General features: G+C 60.7%; 23 protein-coding genes and 1 tRNA gene. 14 read left to right on the top strand and 10 right to left on the bottom strand.

Annotation, left to right across the window (positions count from 1 at the left end):
* The first annotated feature begins 14 nt into the window (after positions 1-14).
* The 4 genes from AC1MEW_RS19005 (at position 15) to AC1MEW_RS18990 (ending at position 5168) form a co-directional block, all read left to right on the top strand.
* Positions 15-1193 carry an acetyl-CoA C-acetyltransferase gene (locus AC1MEW_RS19005; RefSeq protein WP_201255157.1) on the top strand — a complete coding sequence of 393 codons (1179 nt, stop codon included), beginning with the start codon at positions 15-17 and terminating at the stop codon, positions 1191-1193.
* Positions 1194-1288: 95 nt separating this feature from the next.
* A complete protein-coding gene (gene phaC, locus AC1MEW_RS19000; protein ID WP_480423167.1) occupies positions 1289-2992 on the top strand; it encodes a class I poly(R)-hydroxyalkanoic acid synthase in 1704 nt (567 codons plus the stop codon).
* A 143-nt stretch (positions 2993-3135) separates the two neighbouring features.
* The gene (locus tag AC1MEW_RS18995; RefSeq protein WP_201255159.1) at positions 3136-3789 is read left to right on the top strand and encodes a hydrolase; all 654 of its coding nucleotides are present in this window, start codon (positions 3136-3138) and stop codon (positions 3787-3789) included.
* 92 nt (positions 3790-3881) lie between these two features.
* Positions 3882-5168 (top strand): OprD family porin, encoded by a 1287-nt coding sequence (locus tag AC1MEW_RS18990; RefSeq protein WP_480427285.1) that lies wholly within the window; start codon positions 3882-3884, stop codon positions 5166-5168.
* Positions 5169-5322: 154 nt separating this feature from the next.
* Here the strand turns inward: AC1MEW_RS18990 and AC1MEW_RS18985 are convergent, their stop codons facing one another.
* Positions 5323-6288, bottom strand: a complete 966-nt coding sequence (locus AC1MEW_RS18985; protein WP_201255161.1) for an isopenicillin N synthase family dioxygenase — start codon at positions 6286-6288, stop codon at positions 5323-5325.
* 411 nt (positions 6289-6699) lie between these two features.
* Here AC1MEW_RS18985 and hutH point away from each other — a divergent pair, with 411 nt between their 5' ends.
* From hutH to hutC, 9 genes are all read left to right on the top strand, one after another.
* The gene (hutH, locus tag AC1MEW_RS18980; protein WP_201255162.1) at positions 6700-8229 is read left to right on the top strand and encodes a histidine ammonia-lyase; all 1530 of its coding nucleotides are present in this window, start codon (positions 6700-6702) and stop codon (positions 8227-8229) included.
* Between the two features lie 58 nt (positions 8230-8287).
* Complete coding sequence (locus tag AC1MEW_RS18975; protein ID WP_480423164.1) at positions 8288-9490, top strand: alpha-hydroxy acid oxidase; 1203 nt, start codon at positions 8288-8290, stop codon at positions 9488-9490.
* Positions 9490-10866, top strand: coding sequence for an FAD-binding oxidoreductase (locus AC1MEW_RS18970; protein ID WP_480423163.1), 1377 nt, complete (start codon positions 9490-9492; stop codon positions 10864-10866). Before AC1MEW_RS18975 ends, AC1MEW_RS18970 begins: the two co-directional genes overlap by 1 nt.
* 101 nt (positions 10867-10967) lie before the next feature.
* Positions 10968-11804, top strand: a complete 837-nt coding sequence (locus AC1MEW_RS18965; RefSeq protein ID WP_201255165.1) for a transporter substrate-binding domain-containing protein — start codon at positions 10968-10970, stop codon at positions 11802-11804.
* A 73-nt stretch (positions 11805-11877) separates the two neighbouring features.
* The gene (locus AC1MEW_RS18960; RefSeq protein ID WP_201197642.1) at positions 11878-12537 is read left to right on the top strand and encodes an amino acid ABC transporter permease; all 660 of its coding nucleotides are present in this window, start codon (positions 11878-11880) and stop codon (positions 12535-12537) included.
* On the top strand, positions 12534-13205 hold the full coding sequence (locus AC1MEW_RS18955) for an amino acid ABC transporter permease (RefSeq protein ID WP_201197641.1): 672 nt from the start codon (positions 12534-12536) through the stop codon (positions 13203-13205). The genes AC1MEW_RS18960 and AC1MEW_RS18955 overlap by 4 nt, the downstream gene beginning before the upstream one ends.
* A gap of 89 nt (positions 13206-13294) precedes the next feature.
* Positions 13295-14095, top strand: a complete 801-nt coding sequence (locus AC1MEW_RS18950) for an amino acid ABC transporter ATP-binding protein (RefSeq protein WP_201197712.1) — start codon at positions 13295-13297, stop codon at positions 14093-14095.
* On the top strand, positions 14092-15225 hold the full coding sequence (gene hisC / locus AC1MEW_RS18945; RefSeq protein ID WP_480423161.1) for a histidinol-phosphate transaminase: 1134 nt from the start codon (positions 14092-14094) through the stop codon (positions 15223-15225). Before AC1MEW_RS18950 ends, hisC begins: the two co-directional genes overlap by 4 nt.
* 3 nt (positions 15226-15228) lie before the next feature.
* On the top strand, positions 15229-15966 hold the full coding sequence (gene hutC / locus AC1MEW_RS18940; protein WP_322268631.1) for a histidine utilization repressor: 738 nt from the start codon (positions 15229-15231) through the stop codon (positions 15964-15966).
* Here the strand turns inward: hutC and AC1MEW_RS18935 are convergent.
* The 5 genes from AC1MEW_RS18935 to AC1MEW_RS18915 all read right to left on the bottom strand — a co-directional run bounded on the left by AC1MEW_RS18935 (position 15951) and on the right by AC1MEW_RS18915 (position 21134).
* Complete coding sequence (locus tag AC1MEW_RS18935; RefSeq protein ID WP_480423160.1) at positions 15951-17165, bottom strand: MFS transporter; 1215 nt, start codon at positions 17163-17165, stop codon at positions 15951-15953. The two genes, hutC and AC1MEW_RS18935, sit on opposite strands and share 16 nt — an antisense overlap.
* Positions 17166-17591: 426 nt before the next feature.
* Positions 17592-18731, bottom strand: coding sequence for an FAD binding domain-containing protein (locus AC1MEW_RS18930; RefSeq protein WP_480423159.1), 1140 nt, complete (start codon positions 18729-18731; stop codon positions 17592-17594).
* Positions 18728-19378, bottom strand: a complete 651-nt coding sequence (locus tag AC1MEW_RS18925) for a DsbA family oxidoreductase (protein WP_480423158.1) — start codon at positions 19376-19378, stop codon at positions 18728-18730. Before AC1MEW_RS18925 ends, AC1MEW_RS18930 begins: the two co-directional genes overlap by 4 nt.
* A gap of 101 nt (positions 19379-19479) precedes the next feature.
* On the bottom strand, positions 19480-20385 hold the full coding sequence (locus tag AC1MEW_RS18920) for a LysR family transcriptional regulator (protein WP_480423157.1): 906 nt from the start codon (positions 20383-20385) through the stop codon (positions 19480-19482).
* A gap of 104 nt (positions 20386-20489) precedes the next feature.
* Positions 20490-21134, bottom strand: coding sequence for a hydrolase (locus AC1MEW_RS18915; RefSeq protein WP_201255172.1), 645 nt, complete (start codon positions 21132-21134; stop codon positions 20490-20492).
* A gap of 163 nt (positions 21135-21297) precedes the next feature.
* Here AC1MEW_RS18915 and AC1MEW_RS18910 point away from each other — a divergent pair, with 163 nt between their 5' ends.
* Entirely contained in the window at positions 21298-22185 is an 888-nt protein-coding gene (locus tag AC1MEW_RS18910) for a LysR family transcriptional regulator (protein WP_201255173.1), read from the top strand.
* Between the two features lie 3 nt (positions 22186-22188).
* On the opposite strand, the gene AC1MEW_RS18905 is transcribed toward AC1MEW_RS18910, so the two are convergent.
* From AC1MEW_RS18905 to fdhE, 4 genes are all read right to left on the bottom strand, one after another.
* Positions 22189-22284 (bottom strand) — tRNA-Sec (locus AC1MEW_RS18905).
* Positions 22285-22294: 10 nt separating this feature from the next.
* Positions 22295-24202, bottom strand: coding sequence for a selenocysteine-specific translation elongation factor (gene selB / locus AC1MEW_RS18900; protein WP_480423156.1), 1908 nt, complete (start codon positions 24200-24202; stop codon positions 22295-22297).
* Complete coding sequence (gene selA, locus AC1MEW_RS18895) at positions 24199-25605, bottom strand: L-seryl-tRNA(Sec) selenium transferase (protein WP_480423155.1); 1407 nt, start codon at positions 25603-25605, stop codon at positions 24199-24201. The genes selB and selA overlap by 4 nt, the downstream gene beginning before the upstream one ends.
* A gap of 50 nt (positions 25606-25655) precedes the next feature.
* Entirely contained in the window at positions 25656-26582 is a 927-nt protein-coding gene (gene fdhE, locus AC1MEW_RS18890; RefSeq protein WP_201255176.1) for a formate dehydrogenase accessory protein FdhE, read from the bottom strand.
* Positions 26583-26586: the final 4 nt, after the last annotated feature.

The following is a 26586-nucleotide window of genomic DNA, read 5'->3' as shown; positions in this document are numbered from 1 at the left end:
TAATGAGGTCACGCATGAACGAAGTCGTAATCGTTGCCGCCACTCGTACCGCCATCGGCAGCTTCCAGGGTGCCTTGTCCGCGATACCGGCCACTGAGCTGGGCGCGGCGCTGATTCGCCGCGTGCTGGAACAGACGGGCATCAGCGGTGAACAAATCGATGAAGTGATCCTCGGCCAGGTGCTCAGCGCCGGTTCAGGGCAAAACCCGGCACGCCAGACCGCGATCAAGGCCGGCCTGCCCTTCACCACCCCCGCGATGACCCTGAACAAAGTCTGCGGCTCGGGCCTCAAGGCTGTGCAACTGGCGGTCCAGGCGATCCGCTGTGGTGACGCCGAACTGGTGATTGCCGGCGGTCAGGAAAACATGAGCCTGGCGCCCTACGTATTGCCCAAGGCCCGAACCGGTTTGCGCCTGGGCCATGCACAACTGCAAGACAGCGTGATTCAGGACGGTTTGTGGGATGCGTTCAACGACTACCACATGGGCATTACTGCGGAGAATCTGGCGCAGAAGTACAGCCTGACTCGCGAGCAACAAGATAACTTCGCCGCCGCCTCGCAACAGAAAGCCGCTGCGGCCATCGAGGCCGGTTACTTCAAGCGTGAAATCACCCCGATCCTGATTCCCCAGCGCAAGGGTGAGCCGCTGGCCTTCGACACCGATGAACAGCCACGACCGGACAGCAGCCTCCAGTCCCTGGGCAAACTCAAACCGGCGTTCCAGAAAGACGGCAGCGTCACCGCCGGCAATTCGTCGACCCTCAATGATGGCGCCGCGGTGCTGTTGCTGGCCAGCGCCGCCAAGGCTCAGGCGTTGGGGTTACCGATTCTGGCGCGGATCAAGGCTTACGCCAGCGCCGGCGTGGACCCATCGATCATGGGTATCGGCCCGGTCCCGGCGACCCGCCTGGTACTGGAGAAGGCCGGTTGGAATCTCACCGACCTGGACCTGATCGAAGCCAACGAAGCCTTCGCCGCCCAGTCACTGGCGGTCGGCAAGGAACTGGGCTGGGACACCAGCAAGGTCAACGTCAATGGCGGTGCAATTGCCCTCGGTCATCCGATTGGCGCATCGGGTGCGCGGATTCTGGTCTCGCTGTTGTTTGAGCTGATCCGTCGCGATGGCCACAAAGGCCTGGCCACGTTGTGCATCGGCGGCGGGCAAGGCGTCAGCCTGGTCATCGAGCGCTAGTCACACCGAACTGCTTGCCTTAGCTACTGACGCGGCACCGCACCGCGGTGTCGCGCTTTTTTCTGCCCGGTTTATCTTTGTGGGCAAGGAGTTCCATGGATAACAACGCGCACACCTTCAACACCTACTGGTCTGGCCAGGTTCCGTTCATTGCCTCCTTTGCAGTGCAACAATTACGCCTGTGGGTCAGCACCAATCCATGGTTTACAGGGCATGAATACAACGACTGGTTCGACCTGCCTCACAGCACCCTCGACAGCCTGCAATCGGACTACCAACTGCAATGGGGCGACCTCGGCCAACGTCTGATGACCGGCCAGCCGTTTACCTTCGAAGACCGACGATTTGCCAGCGGCAACTGGAGTCAACCGCTGTTCGGTTCCCTCGCCGCGTTTTACCTGCTCAACGCCGGGTTCCTGTTGAAGCTGCTGGACAAGCTGCCGATCAAGGAAAAGAAACCGCGCCAGCGCCTGCTGTATCTGGTGGAGCAAGCCATCGCCGCCGGTGCCCCGAGCAACTTCCTGGCGAGTAATCCGGATGCCTTGCAACGGGCAGTCGAGACCCAGGGCGCCAGCCTGCTCACAGGGTTGCTGCACCTGGCCAGCGACCTGAAAGAAGGCAAGATGCGCCAGTGCGACAGCAACGCCTTCAAGGTCGGGGGCGACCTGGCCACCACTCCCGGCGAGGTGGTGTTCGAGAACGAACTGTTCCAGCTGATTCAGTACTACCCGCAAACCGAAACCCAGTACCGCCGCCCAGTGTTCGTCGTGCCGCCGTCGATCAACAAGTACTACATCCTCGACCTGCGCCCCGACAACTCGATGATCCGCCACCTCTTGCAGCAAGGGCACCCGGTGTTTCTGATGTCCTGGCGCAACTTCGACCAGGCGCACGCCAACACCACCTGGGATGACTTGATCGAAACCGGCATCATCAAGGGCCTGCAAGTGACCCGCGAAATCAGCGGCGAACAACGCCCCAACTGCGTCGGTTTCTGTATCGGCGGCACGTTATTAAGCACGGCGCTGGCGGTCCTGGCCGCGCGCGGTGATAAAGAAATCGCCAGCGTCAGCCTGCTGACCACTTTCCTCGATTACCTCGACACCGGCCCCATCGACATCTTCGTCGACGAACAACTGGTGGCTTACCGCGAGCGCACCATTGGCGGAAAGGACGGCCCCATCGGCCTGTTCAAGGGCGAGGACATGGGCAACACCTTCTCGCTGCTGCGCCCCAATGACCTGTGGTGGAACTACAACGTCGACAAGTACCTCAAGGGCCTGAAGCCAATCGCGTTGGACCTGTTGTTCTGGAACAACGACAGCACCAACCTGCCCGGCCCGATGTATTGCTGGTACTTGCGCCACACCTACCTGCAAAACGACCTGAAATCCGGCGAACTGAATTGCTGCGGGGTCAAACTCGACCTGCGAGCCATCGAGGCGCCGGCGTACATCCTCGCCACCCATGACGACAACATCGTGCCGTGGCGCAGCGCCTACGCCAGCACCAACCTGCTGGGCGGGACCAAGCGCTTTGTGCTCGGAGCCTCGGGGCATATCGCCGGGGTGATCAACCCGCCGGCCAACCACAAGCGTCATTACTGGACCAACAATCGCGTCAGCAAAAACCCGGACACCTGGTTCAAAAATGCAGATCAGCACCCGGGGAGCTGGTGGAATGACTGGTGCGTCTGGCTGGCCAGTCACGCCGGGGAGCGCCAACCTTCGGTGCTGCATACCGGCAATACCCGTTACCCGGCAATCGAATCGGCGCCGGGGCGCTATGTGAAGCAATGATGTGAAGCCCGGCGCGATGAATGAGCATCGCGCAGGGCTGACTGCCTTATCCCGCAAAAAACCAAACACAGCACACCGACTCAATATCCCCGCCCAAATCTGCGCAACCATGGCCCTTCACTAACCCCCGTAAGGACCTCGTGATGGCCATTGCAAAAGCAGCGCCCGGTAAAACCCTGCTGACCCCAACCGACCACACCCTGATCATGATCGACCACCAGTCGCAGATGTCCTTTGCGACCAAGTCCATCGATGCCGTGACCCTGCGCAACAACGCCGCACTGGTGGCCAAGGCTGCTCGTGGTTTCAAGGTCTCGACCATCCTCACCACCGTCGCCGAGAAGAGTTTTTCCGGGCCGATCTTCGACGAAATCAAGTCGGTGTTTCCGGAACACCACGTGATCGACCGCACCAGCATGAACACCTGGGAAGACGAGCGCATCGCCGTTGAAGTCAACAAGTTCGGCAAGCAGAAAATCGTCCTGGCCGGCCTGTGGACTTCGGTGTGCATCGTCGGCCCGGCCCTGTCGGCCATCGACCAGGGTTTCGAGGTGTATTTCATCGCCGATGCTTGCGGCGATGTTTCCATCGAAGCCCATGAAATGGCCATACAGCGCATGGTCCAGCTCGGCGCCCGCCCAATGACGTCGCTGCAATACCTGCTGGAACTGCAACGTGACTGGGCGCGTACCGAGACTTACGAAGAAACCGTGAAAACCTCGATCGCCAATGGTGGTTCTTATGGCTTGGGCTTGATCTACGCCAAAACCATGTTCGGCGCGTCCGAAGGCCATTAAGCAACAACAGCGACTGCGGGTCCCGCGCAGTCGCTGCCTCGTGGTGATCGCCCATGACCTTTTCTACACAACACTGTAAATCCCTTGCCGCCATGACGATTCTGTTCGCCGGCACCGTCCTGGCCGATGAACCGGCACCCACCGCGCAAGGTTTCCTGGACGGCGCGACGCTGGGTGTATTGAGTCGAAACTTCTACCTCAACAGCGACTACCGCTCACCCTCGCCCTCCGGAAAAAGCTACAAACAGGAGTGGGCTCAAGGGTTTATCAGCTCTTTTGAATCCGGTTTCACCGACGGCACGATTGGCTTTGGCCTCGACGCCCACGCGTTTCTCGGGCTCAAGCTCGACGGCGGCAAAGGACATTCAGGCACCGGATTACTGCCGGTTGATGATGATGGCCGCAGCGAAAGCAACTACTCCAGTGGCGGCGGCGCGATCAAGCTCAAGGCGTCCCGCACCACCCTGGCCTTCGGTGAAATGACCGTGGAAACCCCGGTGTTCGACACCTCGGACAAACGCCTGCAACCGGAGTACGCCACGGGTTTTCTGATGAACAGCCGGGAAATCGACGGAATGAACCTGGTGGCCGGGCACTTCACGGCGTTCAAGAACCAGGACAGTTCATCAAGCAAGGGCGACTTTTACGGTTACGGTGCCAACACTGAGGCGGGCGGCATTAGCTTTCTCGGCGCCGACCTGTTCACCAACAGCCCGCTGGGCGGCGCGTTGTACGCCTCCGAACTGAGCGACACCTGGCACCAGTACTACGGCAATCTGCACCTGAAGCAATCGGATGTTTTCCTCGACGCCAATCTCTATCACACGCAAGACACCGGCCGGGCACTGGCGGGAGCAATCGACAACACGGCCTACAGCCTGTCGGGCAAGTACACCCTTGGCGCGCATGGATTCACCCTGGCCTATCAGCAAATCAATGGCGACACCCCGTTCGATTTCGTCGGCGGCGACTCCATTTACCTCGCGAACTCGATCAAGTACGCCGACTTCAACGGCGCCCACGAGCGCTCCTGGCAAGCTCGCTACGACCTCGATTTGGGAGCATTCGGCATTCCCGGGCTGAAGTTCATGACCCGTTACGTGACCGGCCGCGACATCGACGGCACCCATGCGCCCAAGGGCGGTGCCTACAACCCGTTCGACGCAGCGACCGGCGAGTACGACCCCCAGCAAGGCGATGGCGGACGGCACTGGGAGCGCGACATCGATTTGCGCTACGTCGTGCAATCCGGCCCGGCTAAGGACTTATCTCTGCAACTGTCCCATGTGTCGCATCGGGCCAACACCGCCCAGGCGGGCGATGACATCGACAGGGTTTATGTCGTGGTTCAGTACCCGCTGAACTTCGGTCACCTTTGATTGGCGCTATGCCAAACGTCAGTCAGTTAAGGCGCACAACCTGTGGGAGCGGGCTTGCTCGCGAAAGCGGTGGTTCAGTGAGCATTGATGTCGACTGACACGCCCTCTTCGCGAGCAAGCCCGCTCCCACAGGAGTGCATTTCAATCCTCAGGCTTATGCCTGCTTTTTGCGATACGCCATCGAGTCATCGATCCGCTTGAGGATGTAATCCCCCGCCGCCACCGGTGGATACAGGCTCTGCGCCGGGTCGATGCCCAAGTCGCAAGGATCGACGTTGGCGCCATAGGTCGGGTCGTAGAACGTGGCGATGGAGTAGCGCTCGTGGCCCGAGGTGTTGATTACCCGATGCAGCGTTGAGCGAAAACGATCGTTGGACCAGTGCGCCAACAGGTCACCGACGTTCACCACCAGGCTGCCGGGGATCGGCGTGGCATCGATCCAGCGGTTGGAGCCCAGTTCACGGACCTGCAAACCACCACTGTTGTCCTGATACAGCAACGTGATGCAACCGTAGTCAGTGTGCGGCGCTACCCCGAACTGATCCGCTTCAGCCTGGGGCGGTTGCGGTGGGTAATAGACCATCTGGGTGCGCTGCAAGGGCTTGGTGTATTTGTCGGTGAAAAAATCTTCGTCAATGCCCAGCCCCACTGCCACCACCCTCAACAGATCGGCTCCGGCCATGGCGACTTCCCGGTAATAATCGGCCAAAGCCTCACGCAGCGATGGCATGAACTCCGGCCACTGGTTCGGCCCACGCAGCGCCTCACCGGCGAGCACGCTGGGATCATCCTCGTCCAGTTCGAGCCCGATACTGAAAAATTCCTTGTGATCGGGTTTGGTGGCTTCGTACATGGTCGCCCCGCCCAACGCGTGCCAGCCACGATGCCGTTTGTTGACCGCTACCTGACGCTTGACCTCGGCCGGGTAGGCAAAGAATTCTCCGGCGGCCGACATTGCCCGGTCGATCACCGGCTGCGGCACCCCGTGATTGATGATGTAGAAGAAGCCGATGTCGCAGCAGGCAGTTCGAATCGCGTCGGCGGCTCGACGAATACTCGCCTTGTCACCTTCGCGAACACCGGACATATCGATCAGAGGCAGATGAATAGTAGAAGACATGCTCACTCCTGGGGTCATGGTGCTGGGTGGTTGATCAGGTATCTGACTCAACAGCGAGCTACCTGTATATACAGCTAAAAGCATTTACTGTGCCGTTCCACGATTCCGTTTCACCAATCCCCATACGCCAAGGCCCGCGTTGGTTGTTCAATAATCCAGACTCGATCTAATCTCCAGTGTTCATTGGTTTCCATACGCCCCAACAGTGTGCGCCGAGCGCGCATTTGGTGCAGCTTTCGGTTACACATTCAAAGGTTGGCAAGCCGACGGGCTCTTTTAAAACCTGCACAGCGCGTGTCTGAAACGCGCATCTCTGACGGTAACGGTAATTTTGGCCCGCATATTGCTCTACCTGTATATACAGGATGATATAGCTGCCTATTCCACCCACCACTGCCCCAGGACATTGCAATGCACACACCTCTGCTGCTCAAACCCGGTCAACTCACGCTCGATCAATTGCGCGTCATCTATCAGAAGCAATGCGCCATTGAACTGGACCCGCAGGCCCGCGAAACCGTGGAGGCCAGCACCCGCACCGTGAACCAGATCATTGCCAACGAACGCACGGTGTACGGCATCAATACTGGTTTTGGCCTGCTGGCCAGAACGAAGATCCCGACCGAGTCGCTGACCAAGTTGCAGCGCAATCTGTTGCTCTCGCACTGCACCGGCACCGGTCCGCTGCTCGATGACGCCAGTGTCGGCCTGATCATGGCGTTGAAGGTTGGGTCCCTGGCCCGGGGTTTTTCCGGCATCCGTTGGGAAGTGATTCAAGCACTGGTTCAGCTGTATGTCGCCAAGGTCTATCCGTGCATTCCGTCTCAGGGTTCGGTCGGCGCCTCGGGTGACCTGGCCCCGTTGGCGCATATGTCGGCGGTGCTGATTGGTGTCGGCCGCGTCCGTCATAACGGGCGTGAGATGGACGCCATCGAAGGCCTGGCGATTGCCGGTCTGGAACCACTGGTGCTGGGGCCGAAGGAAGGTCTGGCGCTGATCAATGGCACCCAGGTGTCCACGGCTCTGGCGCTGCGCGGGTTGTTTGCCGCCGAGAAACTGTTCACCGCGGCCGTAGTGGCCGGCAGTCTGAGCGTGGAAGCCTTGAAAGGCTCCGATGTGCCGTTCGACCCACGCATCCAGGCCGTACGCGGTCAGCCGGGGCAAATCGATGTGGCGCTGTACTACCGCGAACTGCTGGCGAACAGTGAGATTCGTCAATCGCATATCGATTGCACACGGGTTCAAGACCCGTATTCGCTGCGCTGCCAGCCACAAGTCATGGGCGCCTGCCTGGACCATTTGCGCTTTGCTGCGGGTGTGTTCCTGCGTGAATCCAACGCAGTTTCGGATAACCCGCTGGTGTTCAGCGCTGACGGCGACGTGCTGTCGGGTGGCAACTTTCACGCCGAACCGGTGGCGATGGCCGCCGATGTACTGGCCTTGGCGATTTCCGAAATCGGTGCGCTCTCGGAACGCCGGATTGCCCAACTGGTTGACCCGGCGCTCTCCGGCCTACCGGCCTTTCTGGTGCGCGAAGGTGGCCTGAACTCGGGTTTCATGATCGCTCAAGTGACCGCTGCCGCGCTGGCGTCGGAAAACAAAACCCTGGCGCACCCGGCGTCGGTCGACAGTCTGCCGACCTCGGCCAACCAGGAAGACCACGTGTCGATGGCAACCTTCGCGGCCCGTCGCCTACTGGATATGGCCGGTAACAGCAGCGCCGTGGTGGCGATCGAACTGCTCGGTGCAGCTCAGGGCGTGGATTTGCATGCCCCGCTCAAGACCTCGGAAAAACTTGGTGAAGTCCTGGCGATGATCCGCAGCGAAGTCGCGCACTACGACGAAGACCGTTACTTCGCCCCGGACATCGTGGCCGCTCGCGCCTGGGTGGAAGGTGCCGGGTTCGAGCGTTGGTTGCCTGCCGAACGCCTGTACGCCTGATCGCAAACTCGTCGGCGCAGCCTGTCTGCGCCGCTTTCATCACGCCAAAGGGATCGCCATGCGTCGCTACTATTCAGGGTCGGATATTCATCGGGCACAGAGCATTGCCGAACTGGCTGCAATGGCACGGCGACGCTTGCCGCATTTCGCCTGGGAATACCTGGAAGGCGGCGCCGAGGAAGAACTGACGTTGCGGCGAAACCGCCAGGTCTTCGCCGACATCGCTTTGCTGCCCCGCACCTTGATGCCTTGCGCGACCACGCAAACCCGGTGTTCGCTGTTCGGGCGAGACCTGCCGCTGCCAATGGCCATCGGTCCGACTGGCTACAACGCCATGCTTTATCGCGACGCCGATATTCACTTGGCCTGGGCCGCAACGGAGCGTGGCCTGCCCTTCACCCTCAGCACCGTCTCCACCAGTTCCCTCGAGGATGTGGTAGCGGCAGTGCCCGAGGTGAATCTCTGGTTTCAACTGTATTGCCTGCGCGACCCCGCCGTGCGTGAAGACCTGTTGCAACGTGCCGATGCGGTCGGTTGCAAAACCCTGCTGCTGACCAGCGACGCGGTGTTGCTGGGCAATCGGGAATGGGATCGACGCAATTTCGTCCGCCCCCGGCAACTGAGCCTGCGCAACAAGCTCGACGTGCTCTGTCATCCACGCTGGATGGCCCAAGCGTTGTGGCCGCACGGTCTGCCGACTCTCGGCAACATCGAACGTTATCTACCACCCGGACAACGCACCATCGAAGGCGCCGCACAGTTCATCGGTAGCCAGATGGACACCGGGCTCGACTGGGACGCCCTCGCCCGATTGCGCGAACGCTGGCCGCACAAGCTGTTACTCAAAGGCGTGCTGCACCCGGCAGATGCCGAGAAAGCCGTGGCCCTGGGGCTCGATGGATTAGTGGTGAGTAACCATGGCGGCCGGCAACTGGACGGTGTTCCCGCCAGCCTCGACTGCCTGCCAGCGATTGCCGCCGTGGCCAAAGGCAAACTCGCTTTGCTGCTCGACAGCGGTATACGTCGCGGCACCGACATTCTGAAAGCCTGTGCACTCGGCGCCGATGCGGTGTTGCTGGGGCGATCTACGCTTTATGGAGTCGCCGTCGGCGGACAGGCAGGTGCAGGTCATGCCCTCGATCTGCTGGCGCAAGAGCTGCGCCTGGCCTTGTCTTTGCTGGGCACTCCGGACCTTGAGCAACTTGATCGTCGTGCACTGATCACGACAACCGCCACTTCCCCTGACCGTGAGTTGAACTGATGACCGATCTACAACACACCCTCGAACAATTGCGTCAGGCACTGGGTGACGACGCGGTAATCACTGGCGCCGATATCAGTCAACGCCACTACAGCGACTGGACCGGTCATGCCCCGGCCTGCCCCGCTGCGCTGTTGTTACCCCGGACCACCGCGCACGTCGCCAGCGCCCTGCGAATTTGCAACGAGGCCAAACAAGCGGTGGTTCCCCAGGGCGGCATGACCGGGCTGGCTGGCGGCGCGGTGCCTCGGGCCAGCGACATCGCCTTGTCCCTGGAACGCTTGCGCGGCATTGAAGAGATTGACCCGGCGGCGGCCACCATCAGCGTGTGGGCCGGCACCACGCTGGAGGAGATCCAGCAAGCTGCGCTCAACGCAGGGTTTGTCTTCCCACTGGATCTGGGTGCCCGAGGCTCGTGCCAGATCGGCGGCAACATCGCCACCAATGCCGGTGGCAACGCGGTGATTCGCTACGGCATGACCCGCGATCTGGTGCTCGGGCTGGAGGTGGTTCTGGCCGATGGCCGGGTACTCGATTTGCGCAACAAAATGATCAAGAACAACTGCGGTTATGACCTGAAACAGTGCTTCATCGGCAGTGAAGGCACCTTGGGCGTGATTACCCGCGCGGTGTTGAAGCTGGCGCCGCAACCGGGCCAGACCAGCACTTTGCTCTGCGCCCTACCCGACTACGCCAGTGCCGTCAGCCTGTTGCGGCAGATTCAGCGCAGCGTCGGCACGCCGCAAGCCTATGAACTGATGTGGCAAGACTTCTTCCGTCTCGGAGTGAGTTGGCTGGAAAACGCAACCGCCCCGATGTCGCTGGACCATCCGCTGTACGTGCTGCTCGAATCGGCCGGCCCGCAGAATCAACTCGAAGCGTCGCTGGAAGAAGCGTTCGGCGCCGGTGAGGTGCTCGATGCAGTGCTCGCCAGCTCCCAGACCCAAGCCCGTGGGCTTTGGAAAATCCGTGAAGCCACCGGTGAATTCCCGACCCGCATGACCCCGCTGAACTTCGACGTCAGCCTGCCCATCGGCCTTATCGGCGACTTTGTCGAGCGTTGCCGCGCACGTCTGGAAGAACGCTGGCCGGGCAACCGCAGCGTGTATTTCGGACACATCGGTGACAGCAACCTGCACCTGACCGTGGACTGCCAGTCTTTGCCGCAGCCGGCGCCGATTCTGGAAATAGAAGAGCTGGTTTATAGCGCCGTCGGCGAGCTGGGTGGTTCGGTCTCGGCCGAGCATGGCATCGGCCTGCTCAAGCGCGAGTTTCTTCATCACTCGGTCGGCCCCGAAGCCCTCGCGGTGATGCGCCAACTCAAGGACTGCTTTGACCCCAACGGCATTCTCAACCCGGGAAAAATCCTCGGCTGAGAGCCTGTATATACCGGAGTGGCACGTTAACTGCTGTTGCCCTCCTGAATCACCGCAGGACTTACACCCAACCTCGCTGTATCCCCTGAAGGAGTGACACCATGCAACTCGATTCTCTATTCAGTAAACGATTCAACGGCCTGTGCCTCGCTCTGACCCTGACTGTCGCGTCCCTGGCTGCACACGCTGATCAACTGGCGGATGTAAAAAAAGCCGGTGAACTGGTGGTGGGTACCGAGCTGCAATTTGCGCCTTTCGATTTCACTGATAACGGCAAGCAGAAAGGCCTCAACTCAGAGTTGTTCGATCAGTTGGGCAAGGAGTTGGGGGTCAAGGTGAAGTTCATCGACCTGCCATGGCCCAGCGTATTGCCAGGGCTTGAAGCGAAGAAATTCGACATGGTCGCAGGCCCGATCATCGTGACCCAGGCCCGTAAAGAGCGTTATCACTTCATGCTGCCGATCGCTGAAGCCACCGTTGCACTGATGGTCGGCGCCAGCGACACCACCATCACCAAACCGCAAGACATCGCCGGCAAGGCCGTGGGTGCGGGCAAAGGTTCGGCGCAACTCGAAGAGCTCAAGACCTTCGCTGCCACGCTGCCAGAGAAAGTCACGATCCGCGAATACGTCGACAACAACCAGGCCTACGCCGACTTGGCGGCCAAGCGCATCGTTGCGGTTGCCAACTCGCTGCCGAACATCTCCTACGTTGCCGCCGAGCGTAGCAAGGCGTTCAAAGTGATCCTTCCGCCATTCGGCAAAAAATCCTACTTCGCCTTCCTGGGCCGCAAGGATGACGACGCCAACAGCCTGATCGCCGCCCTCGATGCCGCGCTGCTGAAAATGCACGACGACGGTCGCCTCGCTGCGTTGCAGAAAAAATGGCTGGGTGCCGAGATGGACGTGCCAAAAGCCGACTTCACCCCAACCTGGTAAACCCGCCTGTTCATTGGAGCTCCTGATCGCCGGCCAGTCCTGGCCGGCGATCAACTGAGTTGGAGTCGCCGCGATGTTCGATTGGCCTTTGTTTTTGCAGAACCTGCCGTTGCTGCTGACCAGCCTGCTGGTGACCCTTGAAGTCTCCACCGCCGCCCTGGTGATCGGTTTTTTCATCGGCATTCTGGTCGCCAGCCTGCGCCTGTCGCCGGTGCCGTTGTTCCGACGTTTGGGTGGCGGCTACATTTTCGTGTTCCGGGGCATTCCGCTGCTGGTGCAATTGCTGTTCGTTTATTACTTCCTGCCACGGGTCGGCCTGCCGAACGTGTCGCCGCTGACGGCCGCAATCATCAGCCTGTCGTTGTGCGCCGGGGCCTACATCGCCGAGATCCTGCGCGGTGGTTTCCTCGCCATTCCCGGTGGTCAGTTAGAGGCTGCGGGACTGCTCGGCATGAGTACCGGGCAAATGCTGATCCGCATCCGCGTGCCGCAAGCCGTGCGCCTGACCCTGCCAGCGCTGGTCAACGAAATGATCTTGCTGATCAAGGCGTCTTCGCTGGTGTCGGTGGTCGGCCTCGCTGACCTGACCCGCACCGCGCAGAACCTGGCGGCCAGCGATTACCTGTTCGTTCAGGACTACCTGATGCTGGCCGGCTTCTATTGCCTGATCAACATTCCACTGGCGTTCTGCGGCGGTCTGCTGGAGCGACGCATGAAGGAGCAACGCTCATGATCTTCGATTACCGGATCATCACCGAGCACCTCGATGACATCGCCCAAGGCTTCGCGGTCACCCTCGGCACCTGGTCCGCCGGCGTCGTGCTCGGGTTGTTCCTCGGCTTGTTGATTGCCGTGGCGCAACTGTTTGGCAACAACCTGATTCGGGCGCCGTTACGAGCGTTCATTGAAGTGATCCGCAGCACGCCGTTTCTGGTCCAGCTGTTCCTGGTGTACTACGGCGGGCCGTCGTTCGGCCTCAGCCTGGAGCCGATTCCGGCCGGTGTCCTCGGACTGGGCATCTATGGCAGCGTCTATTTCGCGGAGATCTTCCGCACCGGTTTCGAGTCGGTAGCCCGCGGTCAACTGGAAGCGGCCGACTGCCTGGGCATCACCCGCTGGCAATGCATCCTGCGTATCCAGGTGCCGCAGATGCTGGTGATGATCCTGCCGGCGCTGGTCAACCTGGTGACCATTTTGTGCAAGGAAACCGCCGTCTTGTCGATCATCACCATCCCGGAACTGACCATGGTCATGACCGGCATCGGCTCGCAAACCTTCGCCTTCGTCGAAACCCTGTTGGTGCTCTGTATCGGCTACCTGCTGCTGGTCGAGTTCTGTTCGCGCCTGGGGATGTACCTGGAAACGCGAGTCGGACGCTTCATGAGCAGGCAGGCGCAATGAACGATCTACAACGTCATTTGAAACCCATCGTCCCGAAACAAGGTGACCCCATGAAGACTCCCGAACAACTCCCCGGCGACTCGCAACCCATGTTGCGCCTGCACAATGTCGGCAAGAGCTTCGGCACCCTGCGTGTGCTCAAAGGTATCGACCTGCAGGTCCGGCATTCCGAAGTGGTGTGCCTGATCGGCCCGTCAGGCTCGGGCAAAAGCACCTTGCTGCGCAGCATGGCGTTCCTCGAAGAATATGACGAAGGCGAAATCCATATCGAAGGCCAGTTGCTCGGCTTCGTGCCGGATAACGGCAAGGGTCGTAAACGCGCCGCGCAATCCCAGATCAATCAGGTTCGGCGCAACGTCGGCATGGTCTTCCAGCAATTCAACCTGTGGCCGCACATGACTGCGTTGGGCAATGTCAGCGAAGCCTTGCTGCGAGTACGCAAGCTGTCTTCTGCCGAAGCGCGCAAGCGTGCGTTGGCGATGCTCGACAAAGTCGGCCTGGCGCACAAGGCCGATGTCTATCCGATCCAGCTTTCGGGTGGTCAGCAACAGCGCGTGGCGATTGCCCGAGCGCTGGCGATGGAGCCACACATCATGTTGTTCGATGAGCCGACCTCGGCGCTCGACCCGGAACTGGTGGGGGAAGTCCTGCAAGTGATGAAGACCCTGGCCAAAGAAGGCATGACCATGGTGGTGGTCACCCATGAAATGGGCTTTGCGGCGCAGGTCGCCGACTCGGTGGTGTTCCTCGATCAGGGACAAGTGGTGGCCCAAGGCACGCCGCAGCAAATCTTCCACAACAGCGAACACCCGCGCCTGCAGCAGTTTCTGCAGAACTATCTGGATCGCAATGCCTTCTGGCAGGACAACAAAGAGGCCTCACTGGTATGAACGCTGCTGAACTGCAACTTCTCGCTCGCCCACAAGTGCGCGACCTCGCCAGCTACAACGCCGGCCTCAGCAGCGAAGCCGTGCGCCAGCGCTTCGGCCTGACCCGCGTGGCCAAGCTGGGTAGTAATGAAAACCCTTTGGGGCCGGCGCCCGCTGTGGCCGCCGCCATGGCCACGGCCTGCTCAAGCATCGCCCTTTACCCGGATGCCAGTTGCCTGGAATTGCGCGCGGCGCTGTCAGCGAAACTCGGCGTGCCGGGCAATCAGCTGGTGTTCGGCAACGGTTCTGAAGATTTGCTGAGCATCATCAGCCGGGTGTTTCTGGACCATGGCGATGAAGTGGTCACGGTGGTGCCGTCGTTCGGCCTGCACTTCATCTACCCCATCGCTGCCGGTGCCCGGGTGTCGGGGGTGCCGATGACGGCTGAAGGTCGCTTCGACGTGCCGGCGATGATTGCGGCGCTGACGCCGAAAACCCGCCTGTTGATGTTTTCCTGCCCGTCCAACCCGGTCGGCTGCACTCTGGACGCCGATGAGTTGCAACAGCTGTTGGCGGCACTGCCTGCGCAGTGTTTGCTGGTGTTCGACGAGGCCTATTACGAGTACGCCGATTTCGAGGCGGACTACCCCGATTGCCTTGGGTTGATCCAGGCCAGCGGCAAGCCGTTCATCCTGCTGCGCACCTTCTCCAAGGCTTACTCCCTGGCCGGGTTGCGCATCGGTTACGGCATCGTCAGCGATCCGCTGCTGGCCAACCTGATCGACCGCCTGCGCACCCCGTTCAACATCAATCGCGTAGCCCAGGCTGCGGCCATTGCTGCGCTGGCAGACGAAGAGCATTTGCAGGCCACCCTCGCCCACGTCGCTCACGAGCGGCGGCATATGGTGGTCGCCCTGCAAAACATGGGATTGAGTCCGGCCCCGTCGATGGCCAACTTCCTGTACTTCAGCACGCCGTATCCGGCTGAAACCATCAACCAAGCCTTGCTACGTAAGGGCGTGATCCTCAAACCCTGGCGTGAAGACGGCTACACACAGTACTTGCGTGTGTCCATCGGTAGCTGTGAGGATAACGACCTTTTTCTCAAAGCCCTGGCAAGTGTTCTTGCCGCTCAAAAAGACGCGGACTGACCCATGATCAAAAATGCACCGCAAGCCCTCTATCGGCGCGCGAAGGACTTTGTGCAAGACAAGCTGCGCAGTGGCGAATGGAAGCCCGGGGACCTGATCCCGTCGGAAAATCGCCTGGTGCAAGAGCTGGGCATTTCACGCATGACCGTCAACCGCGCCTTGCGCGAGCTGACGGAAGAAGGCCATCTGGTAAGGGTCTCCGGCGTCGGGACGTTTGTGGCCGAAAGCAAGCCGCAATCGAACCTGCTGCGCATCACCAATATCGCCGACGAAATCATTGCGCGGGGGCACAGTTATTCCTGCAGCGTGCTGCACCTGGGCCGTGAAGCGGCGTCGATGCCGGTGGCTGCCGCCCTGGCGCTGCCCACCGGTTCGTCGGTGTTTCATTTGATCTGCGTGCACAGCGAAGAAGGCGTGCCGGTGCAGTTCGAGGATCGCTACGTCAATCCCGAGCTGGTACCGGACTTCCTGCTGCAAGAATTTGGTGAACAACTGCAACCGGCGCGTTATCTGTTGCAGGTCATCCGCCCCGACGAGATGGAACATATCGTCGAGGCCGGGCACCCGAGCAGCGACGAGAGCAAGCACATGCAAATCGACGCCAATGAACCTTGCCTGATCCTGGTGCGTCGTACCTGGAGCCAAAGCAAAATCGTCACTTATGTGCGCCTGACCCATCCCTCCTCGCGCTATCGGCTGGGCAGTCGCCTGCCGGTGAACGGCGCTCACCGCGACAGTTGAGTCTGAGCCAGTGACTGATGCGGCTGACGACCGGCAATCAGGATGAACCCCACGGACAGCAGCGCACACAACGCACCGAGCAGGATTGACGCGGTGTAATTCTGGTAAAGGTCAAACAGCAGCCCTGCAACACTCCCGCCGATCAGCGCCGCGATCCCGACCGAAATGTACAGCGCGCCGAGGATCGCCCCCAGGTTCGCCGTGCCAAACCAACTGGCTGTCACCGACGGATACAGGGAAATGCAGCCGCCGTTGGCCACACCGAAACACAGGGCAAACAGCGCCAGCGCGGCGAAGGTATGAGCGCCCAGCCACAGCAGATTGAGCAGCATCAGCGCGAAGGTCAGGACGATCAGTAGACGCCGAGCGCCGATCCGGTCACCGATGCTGCCCAGGAACAGCCGGCCGCCGACGTTGCCCACACCGATCAGTCCGATCAACAGGTTGGCCTGGGTGGCGGACATTCCAAACTGGCGAGCGTAGGGATTGATGTGCACCAGCGCCAGAAACAGCCCGACCGAGCCAAAGAAAATCGCCCCGAAGTACCACCAGAATCGCCCTGTGGCGGCCGCTTCGGCCAAGCGCATGCCACCAGGTTTCGCCTGCTGCCCGGCGCACGCCGAAGTGGCGTCGAGGCCATCCGGTAAAAGGCCCAGCGACTGCGGATTACCCCTGACCAGAACCGCCACGAGCAATCCCGCGACCAGAATGGTCGCGGCGAAAATCTGCATCGTCGTTTCCCAGGAAAAATGCTGCATCAACAGCCCGGCGGCAGTCGGTCCAACAAACGTCCCGACCCCGGTGCCAGCCAACGCAATGCCCGACGCCTTGCTGCGGTGCTTGATGAACCAGCGCTGCACCGCAGCCACCGTCGGCACATACACCAGCCCGACGCCCAATCCGACCAAGGAGCAGAACCACAGCAGAAACCATTGCAACGAACCCGAGGCCAGGCTGGCGAGGAAGAAGCCCAGTGCCAGCGAAATAATCCCGGAGCAGACCACCCGGCGGGTAGAAATGCGATCCGCCAGCGAACCGGAGAACACTCCGACCACGTAGTAAATAAAGGCTGTCAGTGAAAACACCGACGCAACCGAGAAGCTCCCGACAGCGAAGTTGGATTGAATCTGCGAGAAAAACGCGCCGAAGGAGTAAGCACCGCCAAAAATCAGCGCGAGCAGCAGATGCGCTGCGAACACTACATACCATCCTGGAAAAATGTTGGTTTTCATAACCGTTTGCTCTCGAAATTCGGGGAGGTTTGCACAAAATAAACTGTGGGAGCGGGCTTGCTCGCGAAGAGGCCAGCACATCCAACATCAACGTTGACTGTCAGTGCGCTTTCGCGAGCAAGCCCGCTCCCACATTGGTTCTGTGTCGAACCACGGATTTGTGAACAATGCATTAGCTTGTATGTACATGCCTATGCAATCTTATGGCCATCTTCATAAAGCCATGCCCCGAACGGTCTGAACACCGCGAAAACACTGGATCTCCTTAAAAATCGGCAAAAAAAAGCTCATCCATTCTGAGAATTGATGAGTTTTTTCGCACCACCGCGTGAGAATTGGTAACAACGTGCCGGGAATGAGTGTCTGGCGAGAGCCCTAGCGCCTCAAAAAAGACTATCGGCCAATACCCATAATCTCGTTCCCCATCCGTACGCCCCACTCGCCCATACGCCGGCCTTCAACGAGTTGCTGGCGCTGCCAAACTTGCAACGCTGCATCCAGATCAGTTTTGCCGGCGAGTGCCCCGGCCAGCGCCAACGCATTCGCCGCGGCTTTTGCGGTGCTGCCCGCGGTGTGCGGACGCGGTACAAACGCGGCATCACCGGTTAGCAGGACGCGATCAAAAACCATGCGCGGCACGCTGAAATCGATGATTGCCTGGACGAAAATATCCTCAGTCTGACGAATCAGCTCACGAAAGGCCGGATTGGCCAATGCCTCGCCCTGGGCGCGAATCCACGCCTCCTGTTCTGTCGCCAGTGCACCGGGTGGAATGGAGTAACGACGGCGCTGACCGTCGCGGTCGGTCAGTACCTTATCCAGCGGCGCACCTGCTTCTGCTTTCAGATACCAGAGCCAGTTGAAGCGACGTTCACCGGGCGCTGTCGATCCATCGATGCCCGGCACCATGTATTCCAGCATCATCGACTCGGGATCATGCTGGAACACGAAGTCCTCATAGATCTGCGCCTTGGCGAACTCGGGCAGGCGCGACTCATCGATCAGACCGCGCCACACCACATAACCCGAATACGAGGGCTCCATGCCCGGTAATAACAAACCACGGACGGTCGAACCGGCGCCGTCGGCGCCCACCAGCAAGTCGCCTTCGGCGCTGCTGCCATCCTCAAACCGTGCCGTGACCCGTTTGTCGTGCTGGGTGAAGTCGAGCAGTTTCATCCCTTGGTGATAATGCTCGGCCGGTAACCCGGCGAGCAATGTGTTGTAGAGCGTGTTCCAGGAAGTCTGGGTCTGCGGCATCGGTTGTTGATGGAGCACCGCGCCAAGACGATCGAGATAGAGCCGGTCGTGGGAGCGCACGCCCAAGGCCTTGGCCGGATTGATCCCGGCAAAACGCAGGTGCTGGAGCACATCCGATTGCAGCACGATCCCGCCACCGCGACTGTCCATCGCCTTGGGTGAGCGCTCATAGACCTCGACTTGCCAACCGATCGCCCGCAGCGCCGTGGCCGCGAACAAACCGCCGAGGGAGCCGCCGATCACCAGCGCCTTCCGGGCATTGGCAGGGCTCATGAGCGTTCTCCCGCGAGCAGACTGTGGCTGATAATGGCCGCCGGCTGTGCGCCTGTGATGCTCTCTGTGCCGATCTGAAAATGCGGGACGGAACGCACCTCACCGGTTTTCGCCGAAGCGTCCAGCGCCAGTACTTGCGCGCGACCTTCATCGGATATCAGGAAGCTCAGGATCAGCGCCGGATCGAGGCCATTTTCACCGGCAATGTCGGCCAGTACTTGCAGATCCCCAATGTCACGCCCTTGCCCGAAATAGGCCTTGAAAATCGCCCGGACCAAACCAGAGGCCGCCAGACCCGACTGCTGCTGACGCCAGATCAGCCGGTGTGCTGCGAGGGTGTTGGGAGTTCTCTCGGCACGGTCATAGTCAAAGACCAGGCCCACTGCGCGGCCTGCCTGAGTGACCTGAGCATCCATGGCCTGACTGCGCGCCCAACTGCCGAACTTGCCCGAGCGATAGACTTTGCGGTCCATCCCTTGTGCGGGCATGTCCGGGTTCAGTTGATAAGGCATGTAAGTGATGTGGCGCGAGGCCGACTGGTCGGTCGCCGCCAGGGCGCGATCCAGGTGCTCACCGCCAATCCAGCACCAGGGGCAGATGAAGTCATAAGTCACTTGGATGTCAGCAAGGGGCGCTTGAGGTTTCATGAGGCTCTCCGTTGAATGTGTCCAGGCCTTCACGTTAGGCCTGTGCACTCACTCAGAGAATCCGTCGGCGACGCAACGTTGCATTGCGCCGCCGGCAACGCTCAGGGGCTGGGTATCAAGATCTCGCCCAGGAATTCGATGAAGGCATTGACTCGCTTCGAGCCACGATGGTTGGGCAGGTACAACGCAGAAATCGCCGAACTGGCGTCATTCGGGTTGACCACCCACGGTTCGAACAACGCGGTCAATCGACCGCTGCTGACGTCCTCGTTGACCAGCCAGTCGGGTAACAGCGCCACCCCTCCCGCCGCCAGCGCGACTTCGCGCAAGACCTCGGCATTGTTGCTCTTGAAGCGGCCATCGATTGGCACCTTCTGTTCCTCTTTGCTCCTGACAAAAGTCCAGAACTGCTGCTGCGGGCCATAACTGAAGCGCAGGCATTCATGCTGCAAAAGATCGATCGGTTGCTCGGGCAAGCCTCGTTCTGCCAGATAAGACGGACTGGCGACCACGCGGCGACGAAACTCGCCGACCGGACGGCTGACGACACCATCCATGGCCGCCGCCGAACCCAATCGAATCGACAAGTCGATGCGCTCACCCAACAGGTCGACGATCTCGTCGGTCAGGGTCATGTCCAGTGCCAGCTTCGGATAGCGTTCGAGTAACACGCCAATGTGCGGCGCAATCAGTCGACGGCCGAACGCCACCGGCACCGATATGCGCAATTGTCCGGCCGGCGCTTCTCCACGGTCGGTCACTGAGGCATCGGCGTCGGCCATCGCCTCGATAATGTCCCGGGCTTTGAGGTAATAGGCCGCGCCGGCATCAGTCACCGTCACCTGCCGGGTGGAGCGATTGAGCAGCACCGCCCCCAGTTCGGCCTCCAGCCCATCGAGCATTCGGGTTACCGAGGAGGTCGCAAGCCCAAGCCGCCGGGCGGCCGCGGAGAAACCTTTGGCATCCACTGTCTGGACGAACATCTGCAAGGCGAGCAACTTGTCCAATTGAGCATCCTTGAAATTGACTGGCTTAAGTACTTTGCCAGCTTGAAACGGCACGGGTACACAACGTTTAAAAAAAGGTCGCCCCTGAGGGCGACCGATTCGGCTTACTTGATCTTACGTTGCGGTGCCTTGTGCACCATGGTGTAAGCGTAATCCACGCCCATGCCGTAGGCGCCGCTGTGTTCGCGCACCAGTTCCATCACCGCGTCGTAGGTTTCCTTGTGGGCCCAGTCACGTTGGTACTCGAGCAACACTTGTTGCCAGGTCACCGGCACCGCGCCGGCCTGAATCATTCGTTGTACCGACATATCGTGGGCTTCTTTGGTCGTGCCGCCGGAAGCGTCAGTCACGATGTACACCTCGTAGCCTTCGGCCAGGGCTTCGAGTGCCGGGAAGTTCAGGCAGACCTCCGTCCAGAGCGCAGCCATGATCAGCTTTTTGCGCCCGGTGGCTTTCACCGCCGCGACCAGTGCCTTGTCTTCCCAGGAGTTCATCGAGGTGCGCTCGATGGGTTGATGATCCGGGAACACGGCGAGCAACTCCGGCCAGATGTAGCCGCTGAAGCTTTCGGTTTCTACCGAGGTCAGGATGGTCGGCACGTTGAAGATCTTCGCCGCCTTGGCCAGGCCGACGGTGTTGTTCTTCAGGGTCTGGCGATCGATCGATTGCACGCCGAAGGACATTTGCGGCTGGTGGTCGATCAGGATCAGGGCGGAGTTGGTTGGGTTGAGCAATTCACGGATGGACATGGCGAGTTCCTTTTGATGTCGATGAGTTCTGTTCAATGGGTTAGCCGCTGCGTGCTTCGTTGGAAGGCTGTTTGCTGGCGGCTTGGTAGCTAATTTAGGCCCTAGCCACAAAAGGAACAATTCCCTAAAATCGGGAATCATTGATTCCAATTTAGGGACAGTCATGGATCGTATTGAATGCATGCGCGCCTTCATCACCACTGTCGGTGAGAACGGCTTCGCCGCCGCAGCCCGGGCAATGGATGTGCCACGCTCAAAAGTCAGCAAACAGATTCAGGCACTGGAAGAGGCCATCGGCGTGCAGTTGCTGCAACGCACCACGCGCAGCCTTCACCTGACCGAAGCAGGCGCCGAGTATTACGACGCGGCCCGGGAATTGATCGCCTCGCTGGACGAAGCCGAGCAACGGGCGCGGGACGGCGTGGGTGAGTTACGCGGCGTATTGCGGATCAACGCACCAATGTCGTTCGGACTGCGACGGTTGGGGCCGCTGATCCCGGTGTTCCACGAACTGCACCCGAACATCGAGCTGCAGCTTGTGCTGAGTGATCAGCAAGTCGACCCGGTGCGCGGCGGTTTTGATGTGACGCTGCGGATTGCGAGCATGCCGGATTCGTCCATGATCGCCCGACTGCTGGCCCCGGCACCGCGGATCATGGTCGCCTCGCCGGCCTATCTGAAACGTGCCGGCACGCCAAAGATGCCCAAGGACCTGACCGCCCACCAGTGCTTGAACTACGGCTATTTGCAAAGCGGTGTCAGCCTGCAACTGAGCAACGGCAGGGAGACACAACGGGTCAACGTCACCGGGCCGTTGCACGCCAATAATGGTGACCTGCTCGCCCAAGCAGCCGAAGCCGGGATGGGCATCGCCCTGCTCCCGGATTTCATTGTCGAAGAGGCATTGGCGTCGGGTCGGCTGGTGTCGGTGCTATGCGAATGGCAGGCGCCGCCGATCAGCATCAACGCGGTTTATCCGTCGGCGCGGCGGGTGCCGCAGAAGACTCGCACGTTCATTGATTTTCTGATCAAGGAACTGGCGCCACTCTGAAATTGGCGGAAGGCAGCCGGAGTCGAACCTGCCCGGGAACGGATGCCGTCCCCAACCGGGTTTGAAGCCCGGCCGCGCCACCGGGCGCGATTGCCTTCCATGAAAAAAGTCAGGGCTCGGAGGGCTGAGCCAGTGCACTGCCTGGGCGGATCTGGCGCCGATCGCCAAGGCGTCGGGTCAGGCCGATGCGGTCGAAGTATTCGAGAATCTGCACGCTGCGCTTGCGACCCAGCCCCACCGCATCACGAAACGCCGCCACCTCAATCACCGGCTTTTCACCCGTCAGTTGCAACAGCATAGCCGCCAATCGGCGCAGCACCGTGTCGGTGTAAAACAGGTCGCGCACCACTTGGTGCAGCAGCCCCAGTCGCGCCATTTTGCGCAGCAGCAGGCGCACCGCGACTTCGTCATGTTCAAGGTCACGCACCCACGGTGGATTGAAACCGGCCGCTTCGAACGTTGGCTGCAATTGTTGCCACAAGGCTTCGTCGTCTTCACTCAGGCGCACTTGATGATCGGGCAGATGCAACCACGGCCCGCTGGTGACGATAGCGCCACAGGCAAGCAATTCGTCGAGCAGGCTGATGAACGTCGGCCGGTCCAGCGCAGTGCCGGTGAACCGGCGCAGGCGATCACGGTCCGGGCCCATTTGATCCGGTTCCAGTTGATGGAAGCGTGCGAGGTGTTCCAGCAGCGGCGCTTTTTGGGCTTCCCATCGTGCAGTGCTAAACAACAGCGGACCTTGGCGGGTGTTGATCAGGCGCACGTCATCGGGCAAAACCCAGCTGTCACGAAGACGGTTGAATTGACGTTCGAGGCGTTGCGGGTCAAGCCCCGTTTCGCTGTTGGCCAGCAGCGCGGGCATGACTTCTTCAAGACTGTGGGTGCTCGCGAGGGCTTGTAACTGCGCCAGTCGCTCGGGGCTGCGACGCTGTCGGCTCGGCGCGAACGGGTCGAGCACTCGCCCGCCACCGAGGGTGCGTTGGGCGCTCTGGTCGCGCAGGATCAACGGATCGCCCTTCACTGTCTGCACCGGCGCATTCAGCAGAATTTGCGCAAACATCCGCTCGCCGGGGGTCAGACTTGGGCCTTGCAGCAATGCAACCCGTCCGGTCACGTCCTGAGTGCCGAGATGGACGTGCACCGGGTGAAAGTGGACGAACACATGGGATTCGCTGGGCAACAGTTGCATCTCGATGTCCAGCCGCTGGGTCGGCGCGTGCAGCCACTCGGCCAGCAGCCATTGGCCGCGGTGAAGTTGTTCCAGGTTCAGGCGTTCGGCGCTCAGGTTCAGCGCCACGCGTTGTCCTGCGGTTGCAACCTCGGCCGGCTGATTCTGCGCATGCAAGCCACGCACTCGCACCGGCTTGCCTTGGGGGCCGAGCAGCAACGTATCACCCACGGCGACCTGGCCCGACAACGCAGTGCCGGTCACCACGATACCAGCGCCAGCGACGCTGAAAGCACGGTCAATCGCCAGGCGAAAACCACCGCTGGCACTACGTTGAAGAACGCTTTTTTGCGCATCGAGCAACGCTTCACGCAAGGTTTCCAAGCCCTCGCCCGTGACACTCGACAGCGCAATCAACGGCGCGCCGGCATATGGTCCAGACGCGAGCAACGTTTCAACCTGCGCCCGGACTTCTGCAACTCGTGCAGGCTCGACCCGGTCGCACTTGGTGATCGCCACCAGCGCCCGAGGGATGCCCAGCAACTCGACAATCGCCAGATGCTCGCGGGTCTGGGGCATCACGCCGTCGTCTGCCGCGACCACCAACAGCACCAGGTCAATGCCCTGTGCGCCAGCGAGCATGTTGTGGGTGAATCGCTCATGACCGGGCACGTCGATAAACCCCGTCAGTTCGGCGCCGGGTTCCAGCGCCGCGTAGAGGTAGCCGAGGTCGATGGTCATGCCGCGCTCGCGTTCCTCACGGCGACGGTCCCCGGCCTGGCCGGTCAGGGCCTGAAGCAACGACGTCTTGCCGTGGTCGATGTGCCCTGCGGTGCCGACGATCACCCTTCCCCTCCCGGTAACTGATCGAGTTGCGCCAGCCACGCCGCTTCGTCGTCCAGTTGCCGCAGGTCCAGCCACAAGGCATCGTCATCAAGACGGCCGAGCACGGGAATCGGCAAGGTGCGAAACGCCGCTTCCAGATTCAATAATTGCCGACCGCGAAGACGCTTCGACACCAGCGGCCGCAGGCACAACGCAGCACTTGGCAAGCGCGCCACCGGTTGGCTGCCACTGCCGATCATGCCCAGCGCAGGCACCGCGCTTACGTTCCAGCCATTACCCAAACGCTGGGCCAACGACGGTTGCAAACGTGAGGCTTGAGCGAGGATCTCAGCCTGCGGCCGGGTCAGCAGGCGCAGACTCGGCAAACGTTCGGCCAAACGATCAGGATCGCGGTACAACCCCAACACTGCTTCAAGCGCCGCCAAGGTCAGCTTGTCGACCCGCAACGCACGCTTGAGCGGGTTCTTCTTGATCTTCGCGATCAACTCCTTACGCCCGACAATCAACCCGGCCTGCGGACCGCCGAGCAACTTGTCGCCGCTGAAAGTGACGATGTCCGCACCATCGAGCAGCGCCTGACGCACCGTCGGTTCGGCAGGTAACCCCCAGCGAGTCAGGTCCAGCAGACTGCCGCTGCCCAGATCTTCCAGCAACGGCAAACCGTGCTTGTGCGCCAACGCTGCCAGCTCAGCGGTCGGCACACTCGTGGTGAACCCGGAAATAGCGTAGTTGCTCGCATGCACGCGCATCACCAAACCGCTGCGCGGGCCGATGGCGGCTTCATAGTCTTTGGCGTGGGTGCGATTGGTTGTGCCGACCTCGTGAAGCTTCACGCCGGCACGGGCCATGATGTCGGGGATGCGAAACGCGCCGCCGATTTCGATCAGCTCGCCTCGGGAAATGATGCCTTCCTTACGCGCGCCCAGGCTGTTGAGGGTCAGCAGCACGGCAGCGGCGTTGTTGTTGACCACGGTGACGGCCTCGGCGCCGGTCAACTCGCGGATCAGGCCTTCGATCAGGTCGTCGCGGTCGCCACGCTTGCCGCTGTGCAGATCGAATTCAAGATTGATCGGATAACGCGCCGCCATCTGCACCGCTTCAATGGCTTCTTCCGGCAACAGCGCCCGCCCCAGATTGGTGTGCAGCACGGTGCCGGTGAGATTGAACACCCGGCGCACATGACTGCGATGCTGGGAAATGAGACGTTCACCCGCCCTGCCCGCCAGCACCTCGGGCGAGATTTCAACCGCAGTCAGTTGCCCCGAAAGCACCGGTTCGCGCAGGTCATCGAGCAACTGTCGAAGGCTGGTCAGCAGCGCATCTCGCCCATAACGCTCGGCCAACGGCTGGCACGCAGGATGGCGCAGCAAACTGTCGATGGATGGCAGACGCAGGTTGGACATCGGCAACTCCGAAAGCGATGGACCGTCGCGCCTCAGTGTAGACGCTGGACTTAATCGCTTCCGGGGGCCAACAACAGATTCGGTGCTACACGCAGATAACCTTCCTGCTCCAGCCGCATGTCCAGCATCAGGCTGGTCAGGTCGGTCGAGAGCGCTTCGGCCTCGGCATCGTTTTCCAGATACAGCAGTTTCAGGTAGCTGTTGCAGCCGGGACAGACTTCCGCCCGCAGCGGCGCCTGATTCGCCGCGTATCGATCGTCATCGAGGCTGACGTACTCAAGGCCTTTGCTCTGCTCGCAATACACGCATTTGACCCGCACCACATGCCATTCACAGGCACACAGCGAGCAGACCAGATAGCGTAAACCGTTGTATTTGCCGCGATGGCGAATCACCCCGGCCATGGCCGGCGAACCACAGGCCGGACATTGGCTGAGGCTGTCACCGGGCTTGAGTTCCAGGTTCGGCGTGTCCAGCAACCAATGGCTCCAGGTCACTTGCAACGCCGCGCCGAGAAACGGCACCACTTCGGCGGGCAACAACGAGTATTGGCCGCTGACCAAAGCAACGCCCCAAGCCTTGAGTTGTCCGGGGTTGGCAGCCAGCAGCGTGTTGATCGCGCTTTTGACCGCCGCGTGTGGCGGTGGCTTATAGCGCAGCAACACGGCGTACAGAAACGGCAGCCATTCGCCCTCGCGCACCAGGCTGTCAACGGCGAACGGCGGCAACCCATGTTGCTGGCAGACTTTCAGGCGTTCGGGATCGGGCATCTCATCAACCGGCAGATCATCCAGCATTTCCTGCTGGAGATGACACAACCCGGCCACCAGCCGCAGGTAATCCGCCATCGGATGCCCTTCAGCCAAACGCTCAAGCCCCAACGCTCGCAAGGTGAACAGATTACGCGGTGGCAAGTACAGAAACGGTGGTGAACTCGCCGCTGCTTCGATCTCGCCAGGCTCAAGAATCGTTGCCAAGTGC

The organism is Pseudomonas sp. ASL4 (assembly GCF_056680395.1).
The sequence above is the reverse complement of the archived record's forward strand: the minus strand, read 5'-3'. Positions and strand labels throughout refer to the sequence as shown.